The 22,926-nt window shown below is 62.8% G+C and carries 23 protein-coding genes and 1 pseudogene; 15 read left to right on the forward strand and 9 right to left on the reverse strand.

Annotation, left to right across the window (positions count from 1 at the left end):
- Positions 1 to 46: 46 nt before the first annotated feature.
- The gene (locus AB4N92_RS23250) at positions 47 to 1,045 is read right to left on the reverse strand and encodes an NAD(P)H-quinone oxidoreductase (RefSeq protein ID WP_021493320.1); all 999 of its coding nucleotides are present in this window, start codon (positions 1,043 to 1,045) and stop codon (positions 47 to 49) included.
- Complete coding sequence (locus AB4N92_RS23255) at positions 1,042 to 2,274, reverse strand: YbfB/YjiJ family MFS transporter (protein WP_236266781.1); 1,233 nt, start codon at positions 2,272 to 2,274, stop codon at positions 1,042 to 1,044. Before AB4N92_RS23255 ends, AB4N92_RS23250 begins: the two co-directional genes overlap by 4 nt.
- Before the next feature lie 112 nt (positions 2,275 to 2,386).
- Between AB4N92_RS23255 and AB4N92_RS23260 the strand changes: the two genes are divergently transcribed.
- On the forward strand, positions 2,387 to 3,262 hold the full coding sequence (locus AB4N92_RS23260; RefSeq protein ID WP_010211170.1) for a LysR family transcriptional regulator: 876 nt from the start codon (positions 2,387 to 2,389) through the stop codon (positions 3,260 to 3,262).
- Between the two features lie 101 nt (positions 3,263 to 3,363).
- Entirely contained in the window at positions 3,364 to 3,750 is a 387-nt protein-coding gene (locus AB4N92_RS23265) for a DoxX family protein (RefSeq protein WP_021493319.1), read from the forward strand.
- A gap of 55 nt (positions 3,751 to 3,805) precedes the next feature.
- On the opposite strand, the gene AB4N92_RS23270 is transcribed toward AB4N92_RS23265, so the two are convergent.
- The 3 genes and pseudogenes from AB4N92_RS23270 to AB4N92_RS23280 all read right to left on the reverse strand — a co-directional run bounded on the left by AB4N92_RS23270 (position 3,806) and on the right by AB4N92_RS23280 (position 6,995).
- Positions 3,806 to 4,624, reverse strand: coding sequence for an alpha/beta fold hydrolase (locus AB4N92_RS23270; protein WP_010211168.1), 819 nt, complete (start codon positions 4,622 to 4,624; stop codon positions 3,806 to 3,808).
- Positions 4,625 to 4,711: 87 nt separating this feature from the next.
- On the reverse strand, positions 4,712 to 6,103 hold the full coding sequence (locus AB4N92_RS23275; protein ID WP_044286993.1) for an alginate export family protein: 1,392 nt from the start codon (positions 6,101 to 6,103) through the stop codon (positions 4,712 to 4,714).
- Positions 6,100 to 6,995, reverse strand: a pseudogene (locus AB4N92_RS23280) (VOC family protein). Before AB4N92_RS23280 ends, AB4N92_RS23275 begins: the two are co-directional and overlap by 4 nt.
- A gap of 147 nt (positions 6,996 to 7,142) precedes the next feature.
- Here AB4N92_RS23280 and AB4N92_RS23285 point away from each other — a divergent pair.
- Entirely contained in the window at positions 7,143 to 8,210 is a 1,068-nt protein-coding gene (locus tag AB4N92_RS23285) for an NAD(P)-dependent alcohol dehydrogenase (protein ID WP_236266780.1), read from the forward strand.
- A gap of 131 nt (positions 8,211 to 8,341) precedes the next feature.
- On the opposite strand, the gene AB4N92_RS23290 is transcribed toward AB4N92_RS23285, so the two are convergent.
- The gene (locus tag AB4N92_RS23290) at positions 8,342 to 8,641 is read right to left on the reverse strand and encodes a hypothetical protein (protein WP_047542697.1); all 300 of its coding nucleotides are present in this window, start codon (positions 8,639 to 8,641) and stop codon (positions 8,342 to 8,344) included.
- A gap of 217 nt (positions 8,642 to 8,858) precedes the next feature.
- Between AB4N92_RS23290 and AB4N92_RS23295 the strand changes: the two genes are divergently transcribed.
- Genes AB4N92_RS23295 through AB4N92_RS23305 form a run of 3 tightly spaced genes read left to right on the forward strand, consistent with a single transcriptional unit; the run spans position 8,859 to position 11,009 of the window.
- Positions 8,859 to 9,503, forward strand: a complete 645-nt coding sequence (locus AB4N92_RS23295; RefSeq protein WP_154973684.1) for a TonB family protein — start codon at positions 8,859 to 8,861, stop codon at positions 9,501 to 9,503.
- Positions 9,500 to 10,045 (forward strand): RNA polymerase sigma factor, encoded by a 546-nt coding sequence (locus AB4N92_RS23300; protein WP_010211161.1) that lies wholly within the window; start codon positions 9,500 to 9,502, stop codon positions 10,043 to 10,045. The genes AB4N92_RS23295 and AB4N92_RS23300 overlap by 4 nt, the downstream gene beginning before the upstream one ends.
- 37 nt (positions 10,046 to 10,082) lie before the next feature.
- On the forward strand, positions 10,083 to 11,009 hold the full coding sequence (locus AB4N92_RS23305) for a FecR family protein (RefSeq protein ID WP_154973654.1): 927 nt from the start codon (positions 10,083 to 10,085) through the stop codon (positions 11,007 to 11,009).
- On the opposite strand, the gene AB4N92_RS23310 is transcribed toward AB4N92_RS23305, so the two are convergent.
- Positions 11,006 to 11,617 (reverse strand): type II secretion system protein GspJ, encoded by a 612-nt coding sequence (locus tag AB4N92_RS23310; protein WP_010211159.1) that lies wholly within the window; start codon positions 11,615 to 11,617, stop codon positions 11,006 to 11,008. The genes AB4N92_RS23305 and AB4N92_RS23310 overlap by 4 nt on opposite strands.
- Positions 11,614 to 12,066, reverse strand: coding sequence for a type II secretion system minor pseudopilin GspH (gspH, locus tag AB4N92_RS23315; RefSeq protein WP_010211158.1), 453 nt, complete (start codon positions 12,064 to 12,066; stop codon positions 11,614 to 11,616). Before gspH ends, AB4N92_RS23310 begins: the two co-directional genes overlap by 4 nt.
- 93 nt (positions 12,067 to 12,159) lie before the next feature.
- On the opposite strand from gspH, the gene AB4N92_RS23320 reads away from it, so the two are divergent.
- Positions 12,160 to 12,591: a type II secretion system protein N gene (locus AB4N92_RS23320; protein ID WP_010211157.1), complete on the forward strand. Its 432-nt coding sequence runs from the start codon at positions 12,160 to 12,162 to the stop codon at positions 12,589 to 12,591.
- Here the strand turns inward: AB4N92_RS23320 and gspI are convergent.
- The gene (gene gspI, locus AB4N92_RS23325) at positions 12,578 to 12,943 is read right to left on the reverse strand and encodes a type II secretion system minor pseudopilin GspI (protein ID WP_069672682.1); all 366 of its coding nucleotides are present in this window, start codon (positions 12,941 to 12,943) and stop codon (positions 12,578 to 12,580) included. The genes AB4N92_RS23320 and gspI overlap by 14 nt on opposite strands.
- A 148-nt stretch (positions 12,944 to 13,091) precedes the next feature.
- Between gspI and gspG the strand changes: the two genes are divergently transcribed.
- The 8 genes from gspG to AB4N92_RS23365 all read left to right on the forward strand — a co-directional run bounded on the left by gspG (position 13,092) and on the right by AB4N92_RS23365 (position 22,766).
- Positions 13,092 to 13,541 (forward strand): type II secretion system major pseudopilin GspG, encoded by a 450-nt coding sequence (gene gspG, locus AB4N92_RS23330; protein ID WP_010211155.1) that lies wholly within the window; start codon positions 13,092 to 13,094, stop codon positions 13,539 to 13,541.
- 8 nt (positions 13,542 to 13,549) lie between these two features.
- A complete protein-coding gene (gene gspK / locus AB4N92_RS23335) occupies positions 13,550 to 14,419 on the forward strand; it encodes a type II secretion system minor pseudopilin GspK (protein WP_029529173.1) in 870 nt (289 codons plus the stop codon).
- Positions 14,416 to 15,477, forward strand: coding sequence for a type II secretion system protein GspL (gene gspL, locus AB4N92_RS23340; RefSeq protein ID WP_042571537.1), 1,062 nt, complete (start codon positions 14,416 to 14,418; stop codon positions 15,475 to 15,477). The genes gspK and gspL overlap by 4 nt, the downstream gene beginning before the upstream one ends.
- Positions 15,470 to 15,982 (forward strand): type II secretion system protein GspM, encoded by a 513-nt coding sequence (gene gspM / locus AB4N92_RS23345; RefSeq protein ID WP_010211150.1) that lies wholly within the window; start codon positions 15,470 to 15,472, stop codon positions 15,980 to 15,982. The genes gspL and gspM overlap by 8 nt, the downstream gene beginning before the upstream one ends.
- Entirely contained in the window at positions 15,979 to 18,273 is a 2,295-nt protein-coding gene (gspD, locus tag AB4N92_RS23350) for a type II secretion system secretin GspD (RefSeq protein ID WP_236266779.1), read from the forward strand. Before gspM ends, gspD begins: the two co-directional genes overlap by 4 nt.
- Before the next feature lie 352 nt (positions 18,274 to 18,625).
- Positions 18,626 to 20,044: a type II secretion system ATPase GspE gene (gene gspE / locus AB4N92_RS23355; RefSeq protein ID WP_187517129.1), complete on the forward strand. Its 1,419-nt coding sequence runs from the start codon at positions 18,626 to 18,628 to the stop codon at positions 20,042 to 20,044.
- Positions 20,044 to 21,255, forward strand: a complete 1,212-nt coding sequence (gene gspF / locus AB4N92_RS23360; protein ID WP_010211147.1) for a type II secretion system inner membrane protein GspF — start codon at positions 20,044 to 20,046, stop codon at positions 21,253 to 21,255. Before gspE ends, gspF begins: the two co-directional genes overlap by 1 nt.
- Before the next feature lie 329 nt (positions 21,256 to 21,584).
- Positions 21,585 to 22,766, forward strand: a complete 1,182-nt coding sequence (locus AB4N92_RS23365; protein ID WP_010211146.1) for a substrate-binding domain-containing protein — start codon at positions 21,585 to 21,587, stop codon at positions 22,764 to 22,766.
- Positions 22,767 to 22,926: the final 160 nt, after the last annotated feature.

The raw sequence follows: 22,926 nt of genomic DNA on the forward strand, positions 1-22,926 counted from the left end.
GGCTTGCCTGCTCCCACACTGGATCTTCACAAGGCCACGATCAGCGTTACTCCACCCGCAACACAATCTTCCCAATATGATCCCCACCCTCCATCCGTGCATGGGCCTGGGCGGCGTCGGTGTAGGCGTACACCTTGTCGATAATCGGCAAGCAACGCCCGGCGGCCAGCACCGGCCAGATGTATTCGCGCAGTTGCTCGGCGATGGCGGCTTTTTCGTCTTTGCTGCGTGCCCGCAGGAGTGAGCCAGTAATCACCGCACGTTTGGCGAGGATGCTCAGCAGGTCGACATCATTGGCCTTGCCGCCTCCCAGGAACCCCAGCATCACCAGGTGACCGTCCATGGCCAGGGCCTTGAGGTTGTTGTTGAAGTACGAGGCGCCCATGATGTCGAGGATCACATCGACGCCCTGATTGTCGGTCTGCTGCGCAATGACGTCGGCAAAATCCTGCTCGCGATAATTGATGGGCTCGGCGCCCAGCTTGGCAATCGCTGCACACTTATCGGCGCTGCCAGCGGTGGCGAAGGCCTGGATGCCGAACTCGCGGCACAGCATCAGTGCGGTGGTGCCGATACCGCTGGTGCCGCCATGGATCAGCACGCGCTGGCCGGTGTGCGCATCGCCGAGGCCGAACAGGTTGGCCCATACGGTGAAGAACGTTTCCGGTACCGCAGCAGCTTGAATCCAATCCATGCCTTCAGGAATGGGCAGGGCCTGACTGGCCGGCACGCTGCAAAACTGCGCGTAGCCACCGCCGTTGGTCAGAGCACAGACTTTGTCGCCCAACTGGTATTCGCTCACGCCTTCGCCCAGCGCCACGACTTCACCGGCTACTTCCAACCCTGGAATCGGACTGAAGCCCGGTTTCATCGGGTACTTGCCGGCGCGTTGCAGGGCGTCAGGCCGGTTGACCCCGGCGGCATGCACGCGGATCAGGATCTCGCCGGGGCCTGCGACAGGCACCTCGGCGTGGCGTGGTTGCAGCACCTCAGGCCCGCCGGGGGTGGTGATTTCGATCAGGGTCATTTCTTGAGGAAGCGTCATTTCAGATTACCTGCAGCGATGAGCGTATGGGTTGGGACCGTGTCGAGCGGCCGACGGTTCAGCACAATCATGCCGAGTTCCAGTGCCAATGCGACCACAATGGCCCCGGCAGCGATCATGAACAACAGCGCATGCTGGCCGCCGCTGCTGTTGAACAGCGCCGAGTAGGCAAACCCGGACAGCGCCTGGAACGTCGCGAAGGACACCGTGGCGCGGCTCCACGCCACGTGTTGCTGATGATGGTTGGGCAGCAGTTCATGCACCCGCGCCAGTGCCAGCGGCACGATACCTGGCGGGAAGGAACCGAGGACCACCGCGAGCACCGCCAGGGCGGTAAAGGAGCCGGTAAACGGCAACAGGCCGACCGCAATCGCCTGCACCACCAGCACCACGCGGATACTCAAGCGGGCACCGAGTTTGTCGGCGAGGAACCCATAGGTCACCGGCCCCACAATCGCGCCCAGGCCGTACATTACCCAGATCATTGCGCCGATATGCGCACCGTCACCCAGGCCTCGGGCCACGTAGTCGACCAGGAACACCATCGCCGGCACCAGGCCCGCGGCCATGAAGGCGTACTGGGCAAACAGCAGGTACACGCCGGAGGGTGTCCGCGCTGAAGTGCCCGTGGGGGCCGCTGCTTCATGCAGTGTGCCGGTGGGCCAGGCGAACCAGCTGGCGCCCGTCAACACCAGCGCCAATAGGCCCAGGCCAAACCAGGTCTGTTGCAAACCCAGGTTCAACAAGGGCGGTACGAGGGTGCCGGAGCCAGCAATGCCCAGGCCGATACCGAGGAAGATCGCGCCGCTGGCCAAGCCACGGCGTGCCGCCGGTACGTGGGGCAACACGGTCGCCGCCACCAACACCATGATCGCGCCACCGGCAATCCCCGACAGCAGCCGCCAGGCGAAGAACCACACCACCGAAAACGGGAAGCCACAGGCGAAGAACGCCAGGGTCACCGCCACCATCATCATGCGCAGCGCGGTCTTGTTCGAGGTGCGCTGGGCGATGGGGCGGCCGAGCAGCGCGCCGATCAGGTAACCCACCAGGTTGGCGGCGCCGAGGTAGACCACATCATTGGCGGAAAACCACTGCGCCTGGATCAAGGTCGGGATCAACGGCGTATAGGCGAACCGCGCCAGGCCGATACTGACCAGGCTGGCGCAGAGGCCGGCAAAGATGGGCAGCCAGACTGAGCTGCGGGGTGGGGCGTGTGTGTCGAGCATGATGGCGGTCCCGGGTATTTTTCTCTGGCGCCCAGCATATCCGGGTTTTCTGATGCAATAATGCTGCGATTAAACGGCCCACCGATGCATATATGCATCACGAGGAGCAGGCATGAATTGGGATGATGCACGGGTCTTTCTGGCGGTCTGCCGCGAATCCACACTGCGCGGCGCCGCACGGGTGTTGGGCGTGGATCAGGCCACGGTGGGTCGGCGGGTCAACGCGCTGGAAAAGTCCTTGAGCGCCACCTTGTTTCTGCGCACGTCCGAAGGTTACGCACTCACGGCAGTAGGCGAAGCCGCGTTGCTCTCGGTGGAGAAAATGGAACGCTCAGCCCTCGACCTGGAGCGCCAGATCCAGGGCCTGGATGACCGCCTGACCGGCACCGTGCGGGTCAGCACCACCGACTCCCTGGCCATCGACTTCCTGATTCCGTCGATTGCACGCCTGCACGACAAACACCCCGACGTGCGCGTGCAACTGGATGCCTCCACCCAGATCCTCAGCCTGGCCAAGCGCGAAGCCGATATCGCCGTGCGCAACACCCGCCCGGACAACCCCGACCTGATCGCCCGGCGCATTGCACGCTGGCCGGTAGGGCTGTTTGCCTCTCAGGACTACATCGACCGCCACGGCGTGCCGGAGCAGGGAAGCCTGTTCGAAGGCCATGACCTGGTCGTCTACCAACCCTACCTGCAAAGCCAGAAGGACATGACCCTGGTCGCTGAACCCCCGGGGCGCGGGCGCATTGTCGCGGCCTTGAGTTCCAGCCTGCTGGTGCGCCGCTCCATTGCGGCCGGCATCGGCGTCGGCGAGATCCCGGTGTACACCGGCGAACGTGATGGGCTGGTGCGTCTGTGGCCCGAGCGCACGCGGCCCTTGCCGTATGACGTGTGGCTGGTGACCCACGCCGACCTGCGCCATACCGCACGGGTGCGGGTGGTGATCGATGAAATTGTCGCGGCATTTGCGGGCACGGGGGAGTAGTCAGCACAGGCTTGCAATTTCCTGTGGTGTGGCGGGCCCACAATCGCCTCCGATATCACCGTCGCGCAGGTGCCGGCGGTGTTCACCCAGGCAGGTCGCTTATGAACGAATCAAAAACTCAGGATATTGGGCTGTTGTTTCTGCGGGGCAGCGGGGCGCTGTTCCTGCTTTGGGTACACGGTTTGCCCAAGGTGTTGAACTACAGCGAACAGCTGAAGGTGATCGAAGACCCGTTTCACTTGGGGGCGCACGTCACGCTGTTGCTGGCGATTTTCGCCGAAGTGCTGTGCCCTTTGTTGATCGTTGCGGGGGTGATGGTGCGCCTGGCGTGCCTGCCGATCCTGGCGGTGCTGTTGATCGCCATGCTGGTGGTGCACCCGGAGTGGACGTTGTTTGAGGGGCAATTCGGCTGGTTGCTGTTGATCATCTTCACCAGTGTACTGATTGCCGGGCCGGGGCGGCTGGTACTGAGCCAACGTTTCTCTTGAGCAAAAAAAGGCCGGGCAAGCCCGGCCGAAATAAGGAGAGGGTGGTACAGGTATTTCAGCGGTTCAGGAACGCCAGCAGGTCTTCATTCAAGGCCTGGGCATGGGTCACGGCGAATCCGTGTGGCGCCTCTTTGTAGACTTTCAGTTCGGCGCCTTTGATCGAGGCCGCGGCGACTTTGCCGGTGGTCTCGAACGGTACGATCTGGTCGCCGTCCCCGTGGATGACCAGGGTCGGTACGTCGATCTTGGCCATGTCCGGGCGGAAGTCGGTCTCGGAGAAGGCGGTGACGCAATCCACGGTCGATTTGAGGGACGCCAGCATCGCGATTTGCAGCGTTTGGGTCAGTACGCCTTCAGAGACCGTCTGGCCCTTGTTGATGCCGAAGAACGGTGTGTTGAAATCGCTGATAAATTGCGCACGGTCCTTCAGCAGGCCGGCCTTGATGCCGTCGAACACGTCTTTGGGCACGCCTTGCGGGTAGTCTGGTTTCTGGCCGAAGATCGGCGTGACCGCACCCAGCAGCACCAGGCCGGCAACGCGAGCACTGCCGTGGCGCGCGATATAACGCGCCACGTCGCCGCCGCCCATGGAGAAGCCCACCAGGGTCACGTCCTTGAGGTCCAGGTGTTCGATCAACTGCGCGATATCGTCGGCGAAGGTGTTGTAGTCGTTACCGGTCCACGGCTGGTCAGAGCGGCCGAAGCCACGGCGGTCGAACGCGATGGTGCGAAAGCCACGGCTGCTGAGGTATTCCATCTGGTATTCCCACATGTCGGCGTCCAGTGGCCAGCCGTGGCTGAACAGCACGGGCTTACCGCTGCCCCAGTCCTTGAAGTAGATCTGGGTACCGTCTTTGGCAACAAAAGTGCTCATGGAAAACTCCTTGGGTAGCGAAAAAAGCTCAGCGTCACTATTGGTGTAAACCGTACGCGGGGCTTGTACGGGTGTGCTTGGTTGGGCCTACCAGCTGAATTTCAGCTCGACCCCCAGGTAATTGCTGTCATCACCACCGGCATCACGCAGGGTCTGGCCGACGTCGTAGTGCACGGCCTCGACGGCGCCGGTGAGGTTGGGGCTGAACACATAGTCGGTGCGCAATTGCGCGTAGGCACCGGTCCAGCGATCACCCTGGCCTGCGGTGCCGGCCACCGGCAAGTTGGGCTGGGTGTACACCGCATCGCTGGTGGTTTGGCGCCAGAGCAGGCCGATGGCGGTTTGCACGCTGAGCTTGTCGATCGGCTTGACGGTGATCGACGGCTTGACGTGAATCAGGTTGCTGTAGCCCGTGTAGCCCGCCAGGGAAAAGTAGTAGCCGTTGGGGAACAGCGGGTTGAACGTACCGACAGTGCCATCCCCGGTCTTACGGTCGCCCGAGGCGATGTCCAGTTGCAGGCCCAGGCGCGGTTTCCAGGCCAGGCTGTCGAAGGTATAGCCGGTGCGACTGCCGCCGGCCCAGGCGCGGATATCCTTGTTGCCCACCGAACCACTTTGCAGCATCGCTTCGACGTCCCAGTCAAAGCCCATGGCCGCGCCGCCCAGGCGTGCGTCGAACAGGTGGCGGGTTTCGTCGCCGTCTGCGTCCAGGTAATGCGCCGCGCTGCGTTCATACACGCCGTAGTAGGCCGACAACTCGTTCTTGCCGCCCACCAGGCGCTCGACCCGCACCATGTGGAAGCGCGCGTCGCTGTTGGACTTGTCGTCGAAATGCCGCCCGTCCTGATACTGCACCGGCTGGCTGGCAATCCCGATAAAGCGCCAGTTGGATGTCTCCCAGTCGGCCCACAGCGCGTCGAAGGATTGCCGCACATTCGGGCCGTCCCGCGATGAGATGAAGCGCTGCAGGTCGAAGGCGAAATCCTGACGCCCGACACGTGCCTTCAGCATGCCGCTGCTGAAGGCATTGACGTACTCGGCAAAGGCCAGGCGCAGGTCGACGCGATTCTGGTCGGCGCCGCCGATCGTCGTCTTGTCATACGCACGCACATCTTCGAGCTGGGTGAACACTCGCCAGTTTTCGTTCAGATGCAGGTCGGCATGCACCTGGAAGCGTTGGATCAGGTAGCGATCACGCTTCACATCGCGCACGCCGAAACCACTGGCATCGTTCATCTCGAAGCGCTCGCGCAGGGTCGCGCCCAGAGACAGGTAGGTAAACGGGTTGGCACCTGACAACGGGATGTACTTCAAGCTGTCCAGCGGTTGCGTGCGCAGCGCCGGGTTTTGCAGTACCGACCAGTCTTCCTGCCAGCGATTGGCCTTGATGGCCGGGCGTGTCGCTTGCTCATCGGCGTGGACGCTGCCGGCGAGCAGCGGCCACAGCACGGCCAGGCCCCAGCCTGTGCGACGGGTCATTTTGCCGCGTTGAGTTGATGGATCTCGGCGACGTAACCGCCCGGGAACTCGACCAACGCACTGCGACGGTCTTTACTGTCGAAGGCGGGCACCACCACTTTGGCGCCGGAGCCGGTGGCCTTGCCCAAGGTGGCCGTCAGGTCAGCCACTTGATAGCCGGTGGTTTCATGGCCGAACGGGTAGGGCAGTTGCCCGTTGGTGACCAGCACTGCCATGCGCCCGAACGGCGACTCGATGTCGACACGACGATAGCTGCCGCTGGCTTGACCGATATCCACGCCACGCGCGTGTTTGTCATCGGCCAGGACTTTGCCGTGGGAGAAGCCCAGGAACGACTTGATAAAGCTGTCGGCACGGTCGGGGCTGAGGTACACGCGGTTTTCCGGCACGGTCTGGAACGCGGCGTAATCCGGGGTCTTGGTGTGCCAGTAGAGCTGCATGTTCACGCCGCCTGGCCACTGCACCACCGCGTCACGCCCGATCGGATCCGGGAAGTCGCTGACGATCACCGCCGCACCGTTTTCCCGGGCCGCCTTGAGTGCCAGGTCCATGTCCTTGACCAGGTAACCGTTGCGCTCCTGGCCGAACGGGTGCGGGATCGGCGTAGTGAAACCAAACAACGACACCGTGCCCGCCGGGGTTTGCAGCAATTGCGAGGTGGTGCTGCTCGGCACCGGCAGTACATTTACTACCACCTGGGGGTGCTTTTGCCGCCGAAGGTGGCCAGGAAACTCTGGGCAAAACGGTCGACATCGGCCGGCGCTACGTAAACATGGCTGGTGTCGTATTGCGGTGCCACGGCCACTGCGGGCGTTGCCGCGAACGCACTGCCCATCATTTGGCCGGCCAGCAGCGTCAGTGCCAGGGAAACCTTCATCACTCGTTTACACATGCCCACTCTCCAGCACTGTCTATCGGATCGAAGCCATGAGCTTAGGGACGAGGCGGCGGTGCGAATTGTACAGGCGTGCTTGATTGAACGATTCAGCGTCTATGCTAGTCATCTGACTTCAAGCATCCGATTACACAGGTGAACGTAATGGCCAAGACTTACAGCTACGCCGCCCAGAATGCCAAGGATTCCCTCAAGCCCTTTACCTTCGAGCGCCGTGCGCCGGGGGCGGATGACGTACAAATCGATATTCTCTATTGCGGCGTGTGCCACTCCGATCTGCACACCGCCCGCAACGAATGGAACAACACCCTGTACCCCTCTGTGCCCGGCCATGAAATCGTCGGCCGTGTCACGGCGGTGGGCACCAATGTCAGCACGTTCAAAGTCGGTGATTTGGCCGGTGTCGGCTGCATGGTCGACAGCTGCCAGCACTGCGCGTCCTGCGCCGAGGGCGAGGAGCAATACTGCGAGAACGGCTTTACCGGCACCTACAACGGCCCGGTGTTCGGCGGTGAAAATACCTTTGGCGGCTATTCGGACAGCATCGTGGTCAAGGAGAAGTTCGTGCTGCGCATCTCCCACGATGATTCCAACCTGGCCGCCGTGGCGCCGTTGCTGTGCGCGGGTATCACCACCTATTCGCCGTTGCATCACTGGAAGGTCGGCCCCGGCAAAAAGGTCGGGGTGGTAGGCCTTGGTGGGCTTGGGCATATGGCCGTGAAGATCGCCCATGCGATGGGCGCGCACGTCACGCTGTTCACCACGTCGCCGAACAAACGTGAAGACGGCCTGCGCCTGGGCGCCGATCAAGTGGTGGTGTCAAAGAACCCGGACGAAATGGCCAAGGTCGCCAACAGCCTGGATTTCATCCTCAACACTGTCGCCGCTCCGCACAACCTCGATGCCTTCCTCAACCTGCTTAAGCGTGACGGCACCATGACCCTGGTCGGCGCCCCCGACAGCCCGCACCCGTCGCCGACGGTGTTCAACCTGATCTTCAAGCGCCGCAGCCTGGCCGGGTCGCTGATTGGCGGCATCCAGGAAACCCAGGACATGCTGGACTTTTGCGCCAGGCACGGGATTGTCTCGGACATCGAAATGATCTACATCCAGGGCATCAACGAGGCGTATGAGCGGATGCTCAAGGGCGATGTGAAGTATCGGTTTGTGATTGATATGGACAGCTTGAAGAAGGAAAGCCACGCGGCCTGATACACACTGCGTGTCCAAAGGTGGGAGCGGGCTTGCTCGCGAAGGGTGGGTGTCAGTTAACGTATGTGTAACTGACCCACCGCATTCGCGAGCAAGCTCCCTCCCATATTTTTTATATGTCTATTCACGGCTCAAGGCCGCTGCGGCTTCACCGACGTACCGAACGTGTTGCCCATACGCACGCTGGTCGCCGCCGGGGTGGCTAAACCGACCTTATTGGGCGGGCGCTTCTCGATGGAAATATTCTGCGCCTCGCGGTTTTTCTGCGTCGCCTTTGTGGCATTCGTGTCATTACCCATCTGTTGGCTAAGGCAGCCATAGTCGGGCGCCTTATAGCCATCCACCGTGACCTCTGCGCAATTGTCGGCATGGGCGAGCAAGGGCAGAGCGGCGCACAGCAACAGGCTGACAAGGGACGGTAACGCTTTCATCAGGGCCTCCTGGCGGGCCCGAAGGAGTGGGCCGATAAGGCTGCAAAGTGTAGTGCAGCAGGCTTCTCATCACCGTGATGTTTTTTTTGCTATCACCGTAACATCAGATTCATAAACTGGCCTCAGGATGACGGTTTTCTAGGGCGCGTCGGCCGTGCAGCGATGCAAAGCAGGGGGTGAACAGGGGGCCTGGAGGCGCGTCGCGTGCGCCCTGGTCTTGCTGTTGCTGCTGGCCGGCGGTCGTCCGGCGCAGGCAGAGTCACCGCTGCTGTCGTTGAATCTGCCGGCGCAAGACCTGGAACACGCACTGCAAGCCTACAGCCGCGCCACCGGGATGGCAGTGCTGGTGGACCGTGAGTTGACGCGGGGCCGGCGTTCCATCGGGGTGCGCGGGCGCTTTACCGCGCAAGAGGCATTGGCGATGTTGCTGACAGGGAGTGGCCTGATGGCACGTTATGCACGCAGCGATGCGTTTACCTTGCAGGCACCGCAAGTCAGCCCGCCGACCACTTCACGTGGTGCGGCGGCACGCAGCGCCGCGCGGATCAACAACAGCTACGCGTCGGCGTTACAGCAAGCCATTGAGACCAGCTTGTGCCGTTCGCCGCTGACCCGGCCCGGCAGTTTTCGTGCGCTGGTGCAGGTCTGGGTCAACCCGGACGGAGTGATCGAACACAGTCGGCTGGTCAGTTCCTCCGGCGATGAACAACGCGATGAAGCACTGGTGCGCAGCCTGAGTGCGGCCCGGGTCGAACGCCCGGCACCCAGCTCGCTGCGCCAACCGGTGACTTTACTTTTGATGCCTGACACAACAGGAACGCGCATGGAATGCAGAGCAGCAAAAGGAGCCTGGGGCGGATGAAAGACACCGGGCACAGTACGATGGTCAGCTTGTTCCTGGCGTCCTACGAAGACTTCAAGGTGCGTTTGCGCAAGCGCCTGGGCTCGGAGGACCTGGCCAATGACGTATTGCACGAGACCTACCTGCGGGTCGATCGTATGGAAGTGCCGCCAAACCTGGCGCAACCCAACGCGTACCTGTACCGCATGGCCTTGAACATCGCCGCCGACCGCCGCCAGGCCGACGCGCGTTTGCTCACTGGCAGCGAGGTCGAAGAACTGCTGCAAAGCGCCGACGAAGCCCAGGACCCGTCACGCGTGGTGGGCGGCCAGAAAGAAATCCAATCCCTGGTCAAGGCGCTGTATGAACTGCCGGCACGCCGCCGCAAAATCCTCATCGCCGCCCGCCTGGAAGAGGCGCCGCACCTGGAAATCTCCCAGCGTTTTGGCATTTCCACGCGTATGGTCGAGAAGGAAATCAAGGCCGCCCTGGGCCACTGTGCCAAGCGCCTGGAAAGAAAAGTGATTCAGCGGTTCGGTCCCGGTGCCGGAAAACCGTCTTAGTGTCGAGTCCCTGATAAATCCGTGAGTACGTGCGCGCTTGAATATTTTTAACCTCTCCACCGCCCGGCCATCCGCCGCCAGCCCCCTGCACGATGAAGCCCGCGAGTGGCTGGTCCTGTTGACCTCGGGGCGTGCCACCGTGGCTGATGCCAAGGCGCTCAAAGCCTGGTGCGCGCAGAGCCCGGAACATGCCCAGGCATTCGAGCAGGCCAAGGCGCTGTGGCAGCAATTGGCCCCGGCTCTGGAGCACGTCTCGCCACCGCGCAGCTTTGGTCGTCGCGCCTTCCTGGGCGGTGCGATCGCCGCATCGGCGGCCGTGGTGATGGTGCGAGTCGGCGTACCCGGTGGCTTTGCCGGGCTTACGGCGGACTACCGCACCGAAGTCGGCGAGCAACGCCAAGTGGTGTTGAGCGAAGGGATCAGCCTGGAACTCAATACCCAGACCCGCATCAGTCGGGTGGGGCAGGGCATTGAATTGCTCGAAGGTGAAGTCGAGGTGGTTACCCACGTTGCACAACCGCTCAAGGTCCAGGCCGGCGAGGGCTGGGTGAGTGCGGCGCAGGCGCGGTTCAATGTGCGTCATACCGATCACACGGTCTGTGTCACCTGTATCGAGGGTTCGCTGTCGGTGGACGTTGCCGGCAACAGTGTGAGCCTGGGCAGTGGTCGACAACTGACCTATGGCAGCGCCGGGGTCAGTGAAGTGATCACGGTGGATACCCAGGCAGTGGTGGCCTGGCGTGAGCAGGTGCTGGTGTTCAACAACGCCACGCTGGCGAAGGTGGTGGATGAGATCAATCGCTACCGGCCGGGGATGCTTGTGTTGCTGAACAACGAGCTGGGCCAGCGCCGCGTGCAGGCGCGGTTCAGCCTGCAACAGCTGGCCGGGGTGGCGTTGTTGATTCGCGATGCGTATGGCGCCAAGTGTACGGAATTGCCGGGTGGGGTGGTGTTGTTGAGTTAGTTCAACGGCCCCACCACCTGTCGATACCGTTCCACCCCCTGCGGCGTCTGTCGCACCAGGCTGATCTCCAATCCCAGTGGATCCTCGCGACGGTTACCGCTCAACTGTCGCCACCCCTTATCGGCTTCCCAAACCCGCACCTGCAAATCACTGACGCCGGTTAACACCACCACCCCATCCTTTGCCGCCGGCAGAGGAAAGCGGTCCCGCGCTGGGGCCGCTGCCCGATACAGCGAATCGCCCTTGAGCCACCACCGCACCCGTTGCAGCCCATCGCCTGCGACCGGGGCGCTGCGGATCACGTCCAGTCGAAAACCCTTACTGTCGGAACTGCGCACCGTGACTGCCGCCAGCCCCTCGGTTTTAGCCGCCCCGTCTTCCGGCGCGCTGGGGAGGGTGAGTTCGACACTGGCCCGTAAACTGATGTCCCGCTGCATCTGGTTCAATGCCCTCAGCAGCACCTCGGTCTGTTCCGTACTGGCCTGCAAGTGCTGATCGGCGCGGGTAACGCTGTCCAGGCCGCGCCAGGCGATCAAGCTGACCAATGCCATGAGCATGATCGCCACCATCACTTCTATCAGCGTGAAGCCCTGCTGGGACTGATTCATGGCAGGCGCTCCACGCGCATCAAACCGGCGGCGTCGCGTTGCAGGCTGAGACTGTGTTGCCCATCGGAGAGCACTACCCGCAGCGGCGGGCTGATCCATTCGGCATTCAGTACCAGGGTCTGGCGCGGTTCGATGTTGATCTGCATCGGTGTGCTTTCCCAGAGGCGCGGGCGCAGTTGACTGTCGCCCTGGAAGGATTCCACATGCACCCCATCATCACTGCGACGGTTGAAGCGAAAGCCCTTGGCGTCGGCGCGCCAGGTGATGGGGCGACCATCGGCGTGGGCTTCGGCCTGGGCCACTTGCAGCAGTTGGCTCAGGCGCTCGGCGTCCTTGCGCAGCAGGTGCAGTGGGTCAGGTTTGATCGTGAGGCTGATGGCGGCGCTGGCGATGCCGATAATCACCAGCACCACCATCAACTCGATCAGGGTAAAACCTTGCTGTTTCATCACGGGCTTCCTGGAGAACTGGCGAGTCTGTGAAATAAAAGCGTGCGAATTGACCTGTAGGCTGGTGCCACGGACAAACAGGAGGTCCCTCCGATGACATTCGCCCATCGTTTCACCCTGGCTCATGGCGTGCAGGCGCTGGGTGTGTTGGCCGCCTTGGCGGGTGTGGCGGTCTGGACGCCGCTGCTCCTCACCAGCGCCGAATCCCACACGCCCCAAGCGACCCCCCAGGCATTGGCGGCACGCAGCGATAACCCGGCGTTGCAATGGTTTTCCAATACGCCGACGGCGCTGCAGGTCAAAGTCACTGGCGTGCTGGCTGGTGCCCGGGGTGCGGTGGCGATCCTCAGCCTGAATGACGGCCCGCCGCGCAGCTTTCTGCTGGGTGAACGCCTCAGCCCAGGCGTACGGCTGACGGCCATCAGAGGCGACGGTGTGGAGATCGAGCGCGGTGGCGAGAAGCTGCACGTCAACCTCGACACGTTGCCGGAGGGGCCCGCGTTGCCGCGCCTCACTCGGCCATGACCTGGGTGTCCAGGCGGGCCAGGGGTGGCGCTTCGCGGCGGGCGTCGAGCACCTGCAGGTTGACTTGAAACAGGCGGCCATCGGCGTTGATGCTCTGCTCACAACGCAGTTTCAAGCGGCCCTGGTCGCACTCGAAGGTCCGCTTGCCGCTGCGCAGGTGCCCCTCCAGGCGCAATTCCGCCAGGCGACTCTGCGCCGCCAGCAACGCGATGGATTTGTCGCGCAACAAGCCGTTGCTCTGGGTCATCAGCCCCGCCACGCGCACGGCAGCGGCCATGGCCACGGCGATGATCGCCAGCGCCACCAGCACTTCAATCAGGGTAAAACCTTGCTCCTTGCGACGGCCGTACATGGCGCTCTCAAAGCCGGGAAACAGGCCCGCAGACTAGCGCCGGCAGTTGACCGATTGGCGACCGAAACTCCCGAGGATTTTCAATACGACTGACATGTGTTCTTGCAACACTGCGCCACGAATTGCACTCAAGCCAAGGAATGTCGAGATGGATATCGCGCGCCTAACGTCCCCATTGCCAGGCCCTCGCGGGCAGCGTGGCTTTACCTTGATCGAGATCATGGTGGTGGTGGTCATCCTCGGAATCCTCGCGGCAATGGTGGTGCCCAAGGTGCTTGATCGGCCGGACCAGGCACGGGCCACCGCAGCGAAACAGGATATCGGCGGGTTGATGCAGGCGTTGAAGCTCTATCGCCTTGACCACGGCACTTATCCGAGCATGAACCAGGGGTTGAAAGTCTTGGTGGAGCGCCCGGCGGATGCGAAGAACAGCAACTGGCGCGCTTACTTGGAGCGCTTGCCCAACGACCCTTGGGGCAAGCCCTATCATTACCTCAACCCAGGCGCCAACGGCGAAGTGGATGTGTTCTCGCTGGGCGCCGACGGCCAGCCGGATGGCGATGGCGTAAATGCCGATATCGGCTCCTGGCAGTTGTAAGGCCGGCCATGAAACGGTATTCGCCCCCAGCGGCGAAGCAGCGCGGCATGGCGATAATCAGCGCCTTGCTGATCGCCGCGGTGGTGGCGGTGCTGGCCGGTGCCATGCTCACGCGCCAGACCGTGTTCACCCGCAGCCTGGAAGCCGAGCAGTTGCGCATCCAGGGCCAGTGGCTGTTGCAGGGTGGCCTTGAACGCAGCCGCCAGATGCTCTGGGACGCGCGCCAGAAGGACGTGCTGACCCGCCTCGATCAACCCTGGGCGCGTGCCCAGGGTGGCGCATTTGAGGGGCGGATTGTGGACGAGCAGGGCAAGTTCAACCTGCGCAATCTGGTCAATCGCCAGCAGGTGGACAGCGAGCAATTGCAGAGTTTTGAGCGACTGTGCCGACTGATAGGTGTCGATCCGACGGTGAGCCGGCGTATCAGCCAGCGGGTGATCGCCTCCTATGAACCGCCCGCCAAATACCCGATGCTGCGCAGCCTGGATGACTTGAGCGGGATCGAAGGCCTCGACCCCAACCTGTTGCAGCGCATGCAGGCCTATATCAGCGTATTGCCCGGTCCTACCTGGGTCAACGGCAACACCGCCAGCGCCGAAGTGCTCAGTGCGGTGGTGCCGCAGCTCAGCCTGTCCCAGGCCCATGGGCTGGTGGCCGAGCGTGACAGCGGGCATTGGTTTATCAACCGGGGGGATTTCGTCAATCGCCTGCGCTTGCCGCAGGTGGCGGTGGACGCGGTGCAGGTGGGCATTACCAGTGAGTGGTTTCGCCTGCAGGGCCAGGCTCGCCGTGAGCAGCGGCGGGTGACGGTTGATGCGTTGTTGCATCGCCCCGAAGACCGCGAGCCTCGGGTGATCTGGTCGCGGGTGGGCGTATGAAACGCTTGCGCATAGGCTTGCCGCCGCTTGATCAATTGACCGCTGAGAGCCAGGTCAAATTTGCCTGGCTGGACCGTGGTGTGGTGATTGAAGAGGGTTATGAAAGCTTGGCGCAGGTGGGTAGGAACCGTCAGGCAGTAGAGTGTTTTCTACACCCTCGCGACAGCCTGCTCACCAGCCTGGAGTTGCCGCCGCTGCCCGCCGCGAAAACCGCAGCCGCCGTGGCCTGCGCTGCGCAGGCGTTGATCTTGGGACCAGTGGAACAGATGCAGGTGGCTCACGGCCCGCGCGAAAGCGATGGGCGTGTGCAGGTCGCCTGGGTGCCCAAGGTCGGGTTGGAGCGGCTCGCGCAGCTGCCACTCAAGCTGCGCGGTCTGTACCCGGCACCCTTCGCCTTGCCGGTGGGCGCCGCGGCGCTGGATGACGGCTATCTGTTGACGCGCGACAGCCTGCAACAAGGCGCGGTGCATCCGCTCGGCTTGCAGGCGCTGGATGTGCAACTGGTAGACGCGGCGCAGCGTTGGAGTGGGGGTGTTCCCCATTGGGGTTTGCACGGGCGTCTGCGGCGACCCTCGACCGTTGGATGGGGCAGGGCGCTCGCCTGTGTTGCGTTCGCCACCGCCCTTTGGACCCTCGGCCTCAACCTGTACGCCGCACGTCAGGTGGAGGAAGGCCAGCGACTCAAGGCCTTGATGAGCCAGCAGGTGCGTCAGGCATTTCCACAATTGCCGGTGGTGCTCAACCCTTTGCAACAAGCCCGACAACAGGTGGCCGCCCGCCAGACCGGCGCTGCCGCCGATCCAGGCCAACGCTTCACCAGCCTGTTGCAACTGGCTGGCAGCAACCTGCCGTTCATGGTGGGCAGTGTCGACAACCTGAGCTTTGAACAGGGCCGTTTGCACGTGGAATTGCTCGCCGACAGTCGTAACCCGACGGCCGAGGGTGAATGGCAGGCCGCACTGGCCCAGGCCGGCTTCACTGCCAGCCGCGATGGCCATGCCTGGACCCTTGGCCCGGCGCAGGCTGCGGAGCAACCCGTAGGTGCCGGCGATGAGTAACGTGAAGCGACTGCGCGGCCAGGCCCAAGTGTTCTGGAGCGGCCTGGCCCTGCGCGAAAAACGCCTGCTCGGCGGCGCCGGCCTGGTCCTGGCGAGCCTGCTGACCTGGCTGGTGCTGGTGCAGCCGGCGTTGAAGAAGATCGATTACTGGCAGGCCGAAATCCCCAAATTACGTGCTCAAGCCGAAGCCTTGCAGGTGTTGTTGCAGGACGTCGCCGCGCCGAGGCAGGGCGACGAAACCGCGCTGCGTCAAGCCCTGGACAACGCCGGCTTGCACGGCCATTACCAGTTGCAGGCGCTGGAACCCGGCGGTTGGCGCCTGACCTTCGACAACGCCCCGGCCGAGGCGGTGCTGGGTTGGCTGCTGGGCAATGCCCGTTCGTTTTCCCTGGAGGTGTCCGAGGCGCGTTTGCAGCGTGCCGTCGATACCGTCGATAACTCGGCCGGCACTGTGTCCGGGACCGTTCGCATGGATCAGGCGCTTGGCGCTAAGGAAGCTTCATGAAGTGGTCAGTCCCGCCTTTCCGTATGGTTGCACCCCTGCTGGTACTGGCGTTGAGTGCGTGCAGCAATCCGTCAACTGCACCCTTGCTGGTGGACAGTGAACTCGGCCAACCCCTGGCCGACACGCGTCGTAGTGGCGAGACCGTGCTGGATCGCCAGAGTGAACCTGCACCTAAACCTCCCGTACAACACCGAGTCACCAACAGCGCACGTGGCCACGCCCCAGCGGTGGTCAAGGCACGCAACCCGCTGGGTGACCAGCCCGTACAGCTCAACTTTGTCGACGCGGATATCCAGGCGGTGGTGCGCGCACTGTCCCGTGCCACCGGCCAGCAATTTTTGGTGGACCCTCGCGTGAAGGGTAATCTCACCCTGGTCAGCGAAGGCCAGGTACCGGCGCATCAGGCCTATGACATGCTGCTGGCGGCGCTGCGCATGCAGGGCTTCAGCGTGGTCGATGTGGGGGGCGTCGCCCAGGTGGTGCCTGAGGCCGATGCCAAGCTGCTCGGCGGGCCGATCTACACGGCCGGCAGCAGCGGCATGCAGACGCGTACCTTCCGCCTGCAATATGAAAACGCAGTCAACCTGATCCCGGTGCTGCGCCCCATCGTGTCGCCGAACAACCCGATCAATGCCTACCCCGGCAATAACAGTATTGTCATCACCGATTACGCGGAAAACCTCGCACGTGTCGCGCAGATCATCAACGGCATCGACACCCCCAGCGCCATCGACACCGATGTGGTGAGGGTGCAGAACGGCATCGCCGTGGACATCGCCGCCATGGTCTCCGAGCTGTTGGAGACCCAGGGCGCCGACCAGACCCAGAAGATCAACGTGATCGGCGACCCACGTTCCAATTCGATCATCATCCGCTCCGGCAGCCCGGAGCGCACCGAGCTCGCGCGCAACCTGATCTACAAACTCGACAACGCCCAGAGCAATCCGAGCAACATGCACGTGGTGTACCTGCGCAACGCCCAGGCGGGCAAGTTGGCCCAGTCGCTGCGTGGGTTGCTGACCGGTGAAAGCGATTCCGGCGTCAGCGACGATGCCCGTGGCAAGCTCAGTGCCATGGGCGGCAATGGCAAAAACACCGAAGGTACGAGCAATGCGCAAAACAGCAGCGGCACGCCCACCGGCAGTGGCGTGCAGTCGGGTTATGGCCAGTCCACCGGTTCGACGACGGGCACCAGTGGTACCCCCCAGGATCAGGACACTTCGTTCAGCGCCGGTGGCGTGACGATCCAGGCCGACGCCACCACCAACACCCTGCTGATCTCCGCGCCGGACCCGTTGTACCGCAACCTGCGTGAAGTGATCGACATGCTCGATCAGCGCCGCGCCCAGGTGGTGATCGAAAGCTTGATCGTGGAAGTCGGCGAAGACGATGCCACCGAGTTCGGCGTGCAATGGCAGGCCGGCAACCTCGGTGGCAAGGGAGGGTTTGGCGGCGTCAACCTGGGGGGCAGCGGTGTGAACAGCACACCTACCAGCAAGACCAGCATCGACGTACTGCCCAAGGGCCTGAACGTGGGCCTGGTCGATGGCACCGTGGATATTCCCGGCATCGGCAAGGTGCTCGACCTCAAGGTGTTGGCCCGCGCGTTGAAGAGCAAGGGCGGTACCAACGTGCTGTCCACGCCCAACCTGCTGACCCTGGATAACGAGGCCGCAAGCATTTTTGTAGGGCAGACGATTCCGTTCGTCACCGGCAGTTATGTGACCGGCGGCGGGGGCACGAGCAACAACCCGTTCCAGACCGTGCAACGTGAAGAGGTGGGGCTCAAGTTGAATGTGCGGCCGCAGATTTCCGAGGGCGGTACGGTGAAGCTGGATATTTACCAGGAGGTCAGCACCGTGGATGAGCGGGCTTCGGTAACGGCGGGGACGGTGACCAATAAGCGCGCTATCGATACCAGTATTTTGTTGGATGACGGGCAGATCATGGTGCTTGGCGGGTTGCTGCAGGATGGGTATAGCCAGAGTAACGACGCGGTGCCGTGGTTATCGGATATTCCGGGGTTGGGAGCGTTGTTTCGTAATGAGAAGCGCAGTGTGAGCAAGACCAACCTGATGGTGTTTTTGCGGCCTTACATTATTCGGGACAGTGGGGCGGGGCGCAGTATTACGTTGAACCGGTATGAGTTTATGCGCCGGGCGCAGGGTGCGTTGCAGCCGGAGCATAGTTGGGCGATGCCGGATGTGCAGGCGCCGCAGTTGCCTTCGGTGGAGAAGGCGATTCCTGGGCAGCAGGGGCCTCGGGCGGTGATAAGGGCGGTGCCGCAGTGAGCGCCGGGTACATATCCGTTGCTGCGAGGTGGGCGCTGGCTTGCCTGCGATGGCATCAACGCGGTGTTTCTGATGGACCGAGGTGCCTGCATCGCAGGCAAGCCAGCTCCCACAGAAAAGCAATCTGCGGTACACAAAAAACTGCTTTTGATTTTAGGCGCACCGTCAAACACGCTGGCCGGAATTCGGCAGGGGTTACGGGCACATCGAGTCTAGGCGAGGTGCCGAGTGTTGGGGCAGGAGCCGTTTGCTTACTGTGGGGCTTTTCCACAGTGACCCGCCGTGAGGGCGGAACCCTAAGCCGCCGTTACCGCAGCAACGGATATGTACACCCCTCCAAAGGGCAAACCCAATGAGCCTATTGCCGTACGCCTGGGCCAAATCCCAACGCATCCTCCTGCGCCCCGGCGACCAAGGCATGCTACTGACGGTTTGCCCCTCAACCCCCGGCTGGTCGATCAGCGAAGTCCACCGCCAATTCGGCCAAACCCACCTCGAACAAGTACGCGATGACGAACTCGACGGCCTGCTCACCAGTGCCTACGCCGACACTGGTAGCGCCGCCGCCGTCGTCGGCGCGGCTGAAAACGAGGTAGACCTCGACCGCCTGATGCAAGATATACCCGAGATCACCGACCTGCTCGACACCCAGGACGGCGCGCCAGTCATCCGCATGATCAACGCCTTGCTCACCCAGGCCGCCCGCGACGAGGCCAGCGACATCCACATCGAACCCTACGAAACCCACTCCGTAGTGCGCTACCGCGTCGACGGCACCCTGCGTGACGTGGTGTCGCCACGCAAGGCGTTGCATGGCGCGCTCGTGTCACGGATCAAGATCATGGCCCAGCTCGATATTGCCGAAAAACGCCTGCCCCAAGACGGTCGTATTGCCCTGCGCGTGGCCGGGCGGCCCATCGACATTCGGGTGTCCACGGTGCCCACCGGCCATGGCGAAAGAGTCGTCATGCGCCTGCTGGACAAACAAGCTGGGCGCCTGCAATTGGAGACCCTGGGCATGGCGCCGCAATTGCTGGCACGCCTGGATACGCTGATCCGCCAACCCCACGGCATCGTGCTGGTCACCGGCCCCACCGGCAGCGGCAAGACCACCAGCCTGTATGCCGCCCTGGCGCGGCTGGACGCGAGCACCAGCAATATCCTTACCGTGGAAGACCCGGTGGAGTACGACCTGCCGGGCATCAGCCAGATCCAGGTCAACGCCAAGATCGACATGACCTTCGGCCTGGCCCTGCGGGCGATCCTGCGCCAGGACCCGGACATCATCATGATCGGCGAAATCCGTGACCTGGAGACCGCACAAATCGCTGTGCAGGCATCACTCACGGGTCACTTGGTGCTGGCGACCTTGCACACCAACGATGCGGTGTCGGCGGTCAACCGGCTGATTGATATGGGCGTCGAACCGTTCCTGTTGGCGTCATCGTTGCTCGGCGTGTTGGCCCAGCGCCTGGTGCGGCGCCTGTGCCCGCACTGCAAGCAGGAAGACCCGTCCGCTCCCGGTACTTGGCGCCCTGTGGGCTGCGCACAGTGCAACCAGATCGGCTATAGCGGCCGTACCGGGATCCATGAGTTGTTCTGCGTCGACGACGATGTACGCAGCCTGATCCACCAGGGCGCCAACGAGCAGGACCTGCGCCTGGCCGCCCGTCGCGCCGGGATGTTCAGCATGCGTGAAGACGGCGAGCGCTGGGTGCACAGCGGCGCCACCGCGCCGGAAGAAATCCTGCGTGTAACACGGGACGCCTGATGAATCGCTATCGCTATGAGGCCGCCGATGCCAACGGCAACGTCGAGGCCGGGCATGTGGAGGCCGACAGCCAGAGCGCGGCGTTTGCCAACTTGCGTAGCCGAGGCTTGACGGCGTTGCTGGTGCAGATCGAGGGTAATCAGCAAGCCGCGGCCGGCAGCAGCCTGTTCACTGCCAAGCTGTCGGACAACGACCTGGCCTGGGCCACGCGGCAACTGGCAAGCCTGTTGGGCGCGAGCCTGCCGTTGGAAGCCGCGTTGAGTGCCACGGTGGAGCAGGCCGAGAAAAAACATATCGCCCAGACCTTGAGCGCGGTGCGCGCCGATGTGCGCGGCGGCATGCGCCTGGCGGATGCGTTGGCGGCGCGGCCACGGGATTTTCCGTCGATTTATCGCGCGCTGATTGCGGCGGGGGAGGAGTCCGGCGACCTGGCCCAGGTGATGGAACGCCTGGCCGACTACATCGAAGAACGCAACAACCTGCGCGGCAAGATCCTCACCGCGTTTATCTATCCTGGCGTGGTGGGGTTGGTGTCCATTGGCATTGTGATTTTCCTGTTGAGCTATGTGGTGCCGCAGGTGGTCAGTGCGTTCTCCCAGGCGCGCCAGGATTTGCCCGGGTTGACCCTGGCGATGCTCAATGCCAGCGATTTCGTCCGCGCCTGGGGTGGGTTGTGTTTTGCCGGGATGGTCGGTGGTTTCTGGAGCTGGCGCCTGTATTTGCGCAACCCGGTGGCACGTTTGAGTTGGCATAGCCGGGTGTTGCGCTTGCCGCTGATCGGGCGTTTCGTGCTGGGCCTGAACACTGCGCGGTTCGCCTCGACCCTGGCGATTCTCGGCGGTGCCGGGGTGCCGCTGTTGCGCGCCCTGGAAGCGGCGCGGCAGACCCTGTCCAATGATCGCCTGAGCCAATGTGTCAACGACGCCACCGCCAAGGTGCGCGAAGGCGTCAACCTGGCCCCAGCGCTGGCGGTGGAAAAGGTGTTCCCGCCGGTGTTGATCCACCTGATCGCCAGCGGTGAAAAGACCGGCGCGTTGCCGCCGATGCTGGAGCGTGCGGCGCAGACCCTGTCGCGGGATATCGAGCGCCGGGCCATGGGCATGACCGCGTTGCTGGAGCCGTTAATGATTGTGGTAATGGGCGCCGTGGTGTTGGTGATCGTCATGGCGGTGCTGTTGCCGATCATTGAAATAAACCAGCTGGTCACCTAGCTCACCCGACCGACCTCGGGTGCCTTGTAGCGTCACATTTTCACACCCTGCGCGGGCTCCAGCCACGCCTGCTGAAACCTCGCTGTCACCTGCGCCCAAACCGCTCGAAACCGTGACCAAAACACCCGAGAATCTTTTTAAAAATCAAGGCGTTCCTCCCGAGGTTTTTTCCCATAACCGTCATCGGAAACTGCGACTTTCTCTCCCATGGTTTTACCCCTGGCCACCCCCGTAGCTACCCCAGGTAGTTCAGGCTCGGGACCGAAGCCATGGCGTCATGCAAGAGCCCTCTACCCCAAACGTACAAACACGACGAAAGGAGATTCTTCATGTTTAAGCGCAACGTTCTCGCGGTATCCGTGACCCTCGCCGCACTGTGCTCGGCCCAGGCTGCAATGGCAGACATCAACGGCGGCGGCGCGACTCTGCCACAGCCGCTGTATCAAACCGCTGGCGTACTCACCACTGGCTTCGCTCCGTACATCGGTGTGGGCAGCGGCAACGGCAAATCGGCGTTCCTGAACAATGACTACACCAAGTTCGTGGCTGGCGTGACCAACAAGAACGTGCACTGGGCTGGCAGCGACTCGAAGCTGAGCGCCACTGAGCTGTCGACCTATGCGTCCACCAAGCAACCTGCCTGGGGCAAGCTGATCCAGGTGCCTTCGGTAGCCACTTCGGTTGCCATTCCGTTCAACAAGGCAGGCACCAACGCGGTTGACCTGAGCGTTGACCAACTGTGTGGTGTGTTCTCCGGTCGTTTGACCACTTGGAACCAGATCACCAACTCCGGCCGCACTGGCCCGATTGCCCTGGTGTATCGCAGCGAGTCCAGCGGCACCACTGAACTGTTCACACGCTTCCTGAATGCCAAATGCACCGAAGCCCAACCTTTCGCTGTGACCACCACCTTCTCTTCAAGCTACGGCGGTGGTCTGCCATCGACGGCGGTGGCCGCCACTGGCAGCCAGGGCGTGATGGATGCATTGAACGCCGTTGAAGGCCGTATCACCTACATGAGCCCGGATTACGCGGCGACCACCCTGGCCGGTCTGGATGACGCCACCAAAGTCGCCAAGGTTGGCGGTGTTTCCCCTGCACCTGCCAACGTCTCGGCTGCAATCGGCCTGGTTCCAGCGCCAACCGAAGCCCGCGCTGATGGCTCGTTCATCGACGCTACCAACCCGGACAACTGGGTGCCGGTGTTTGCTGCCACTGCAAGCGGCCCAGCCACCTTCGCTTACCCCTCCAGCGGCTACCCGATCCTGGGCTTCACTAACCTGATCTTCAGCCAGTGCTACGCCGACGCTACCCAGACCACCCAAGTGCGCAGCTTCTTCGCTCGTCACTACGGTGCTTTCGGTAACAACGACACCGCCATCAGCAACAACCGCTTCGTACCGCTGCCAGCCAACTGGAAAAAAGCCGTGCGTGACACCTTCGCCACAGCTTCCAACGCTCAAGGCATCGGCAACACCAGCGTCTGCAACGCCATCGGTCGTCCGCTGTAACCCAAGCTTCCACGACCCGCACTACCGATCAGCAACGGCCTGTGCCGTTGCTGATTTTTTTGCGTTAACAGCCCTGCATGAACTTTCCATGACAGAAGTTCAGTCCCGCGCCTTGCCAACCGCCTAACCCTCATACGTGAGGCTGTCTTGCTCCCAGGCG

Source organism: Pseudomonas sp. S3_A09 (genome assembly GCF_054668065.1).